This is a genomic window from Stenotrophomonas sp. 05L44_2, assembly GCF_056665995.1.
The window spans coordinates 1-2,478 of sequence record NZ_JBFTNR010000626.1; the positions used below are offsets into that span (position 1 = coordinate 1).

A 2,478-nucleotide genomic window follows, 5' to 3' on the forward strand; every position below is an offset into this window, starting at 1 on the left:
GCGCATATACCGGAAACCAAGTGGGAATCGGCGACGGTAACCACGTTGGACGCGCGCATTCCGGCGTACATCGAGAAGATTGCCAAGCGCGATCCGTTCAGCGGCAAGGTGGTGACCGGCGGCATCGTGAGCGTGCGCGACTCGCGCTGGCTGATGAGCTGGACGGTGAACCGCCAGCCGCACTTCAAGAACCAGCCGAAGGACCAGATCGTGGTGTGGGTGTATTCGCTGTTCGTGGATACGCCGGGCGATTACGTGAACAAGCCGATGCAGGACTGCACCGGCGAGGAGATCACCCGCGAATGGCTGTACCACCTGGGTGTGCCGGTGGAGGAGATCGACGAGCTGGCGGCGACCGGGGCGAAGACAGTGCCGGTGATGATGCCGTACATCACCGCGTTCTTCATGCCGCGCCAGGCCGGTGATCGCCCGGACGTGGTGCCGGAGGGCGCGGTGAACTTCGCCTTCATCGGCCAGTTCGCCGAATCGAAGCAGCGCGACTGCATCTTCACCACCGAGTATTCGGTGCGCACGCCGATGGAAGCGGTGTACACGCTGCTGGGCATCGAGCGCGGCGTGCCGGAGGTGTTCAATTCCACCTACGACGTGCGCACGCTGCTGGCAGCGACCGGGCGTCTTCGCGATGGCAAGGAACTGGACATTCCGGGGCCGGCGTTCCTGCGCAACCTGCTGATGAACAAGCTGGACAAGACCCAGATTGGTGGGCTGCTACGCGAGTTCAAGCTGGTGCAGGACGATTGAGGCAGCGGGGCGTAGGTAGCGCCGCGTTGTCGGTGGAGCGGCTGAGGCGCTCCCAGGCATCGATGCGTTCTGTCATGGCAGCCAGCTTGCCGCGTACCAAGTGCAGGGCGTCGCTGCCCAACAGCAGATGCGTGGGTGGGTTGGGGGTGTCGATCACCTGCAGCATGGCTTGCGCGGCCTTGATCGGGTCGCCCAGCTGATGGCCGCTCTTTTCCTCGCGTGCGCTGCGGATCGGGTCGAACAGCGCGTCGTAGTCGCCGATGCTGCGCGAGGCCCGCACCATCGAACGGCCAGCCCAATCGGTGCGGAACGAGCCCGGCGCGATCGCGGTCACATGGATGCCGAACGGCGCCACTTCCTTGCCCAGCACCTCGCTGATGCCTTCCAGCGCAAACTTGCTGCCGCAGTACCAGGCGATGCCCGGTAAGGTGATGAAGCCGCCCATGGAGGTGATGTTGAGGATGTGACCGCGGCGGCGCGCGCGCATGTGCGGCAGCACGGCTTTGATCAGCGCGGCGGGACCGAACACGTTCACTTCGAACTGATGGCGCAGTTCGTCCAGCGTCGATTCTTCGAGGATGCCTTCGTGGCCGTAGCCGGCGTTGTTGACCAGCACGTCGATGGCGCCGATGTCGGCTTCGACGGTGGCCACCAGTGCATCGATGGCTGCGGCGTCGGTGACGTCCAGCAGGCGGCCGAAGGCGCGACCGGGTGCGAGGGCTGCAAATTGCTGGCGGGCCGATTCGCTGCGCACGGTGCCGACCACGCGATGGCCGGCCAGCAGGGCCTGCTGGGCCAGGGCCCGGCCGAAGCCGCTGCTGACGCCGGTGATGAGGAGGAGGCGGGATTCGGTCATGGCTGAGGGCTCGTGGCTGGGGAGTTGCACGTTAGTGATTGAGTGCGCGGCCGCCCAGGCCTAAGCTTCGGGCTTTCTTGCCTATTCCTCTGGGGCGCCCGATGCGGTCGGCCGATGATCCGCTGCAACATCCCGCACAGGCGCGCATGGTCGGCCTGCTGCAGGCGCTGGCCGTGGACGAGGGCTACACGCTGACGGCGGTGCCTGGGGTGCGGCTGCTGCGCTCCAACCGTCCCTTGGCGCGCACGCCGGTGCTGTACGACCCCGGCATCGTGATCGTCTGCCAGGGCGTGAAGCGTGGCTATCTGGGCGGGCAGGTCTACCAGTACGACGCGCAGCACTACCTGGCGGTGTCGGTGCCGGTGCCCTTCACCATGGAAACCGAGGCCACGGCCGAGGCGCCGCTGCTGGCGATCTACCTGCATCTTGATCTGCAGCTGGCCGCAGATCTGCTGATGGAACTGGGCGAGCGCACCGCCAGCACCGAAGCGCCGGCAAGAAGCATGATGTCCAGCCCGATGCAGCCTGCGATGCAGGCCACGGTGCTGCGATTGCTGGAAGCGCTGGCCGATCCATTGGAGGCCGACGTGCTGGGGCCCTCGCTGGTGCGCGAGCTGTATTTCCGGGTGCTGACCGGCGCACAGGGTGGGGCGCTGCGCGAGGCGCTGGCGATGCGCGGGCGCTTCGGCCGCATCGGCAAGGTGCTGCGGCATATCCACGCGGCCTATTCGACGGCGCTGGATGTGGATGCGCTGGCAGCGCAGGCGGAGATGAGCGTGGCCACGTTCCATGATCACTTCCGCAGCATTACCGGTACCTCGCCGATGCAGTACGTGAAGTCCACGCGGCTGCACCAGGCG

Annotated in this window: 3 protein-coding genes; 2 read left to right on the top strand and 1 reads right to left on the bottom strand. The window is 66.3% G+C overall.

Going from position 1 to position 2,478, the window contains the following annotated elements; translation table 11 throughout:
• Positions 1-762: oleate hydratase (locus AC1VAN_RS18385; protein ID WP_480986397.1), on the top strand; the 762-nt coding region annotated here is incomplete at its 5' end.
• Here the strand turns inward: AC1VAN_RS18385 and AC1VAN_RS18390 are convergent.
• Positions 740-1,618 carry an oxidoreductase gene (locus AC1VAN_RS18390; protein WP_478015719.1) on the bottom strand — a complete coding sequence of 293 codons (879 nt, stop codon included), beginning with the start codon at positions 1,616-1,618 and terminating at the stop codon, positions 740-742. The two genes, AC1VAN_RS18385 and AC1VAN_RS18390, sit on opposite strands and share 23 nt — an antisense overlap.
• Positions 1,619-1,719: 101 nt before the next feature.
• Here AC1VAN_RS18390 and AC1VAN_RS18395 point away from each other — a divergent pair.
• Positions 1,720-2,478 (top strand): AraC family transcriptional regulator (locus AC1VAN_RS18395; protein ID WP_480986398.1); only part of this gene is annotated, 759 nt, incomplete at its 3' end.

What these genes read in the sequence shown, in the direction of transcription:
- AC1VAN_RS18390 (WP_478015719.1), bottom strand. Translation starts at nt 1,618, where the DNA reads ATGACCGAATCCCGCCTCCTCCTCATCACCGGCGTCAGCAGCGGCTTC.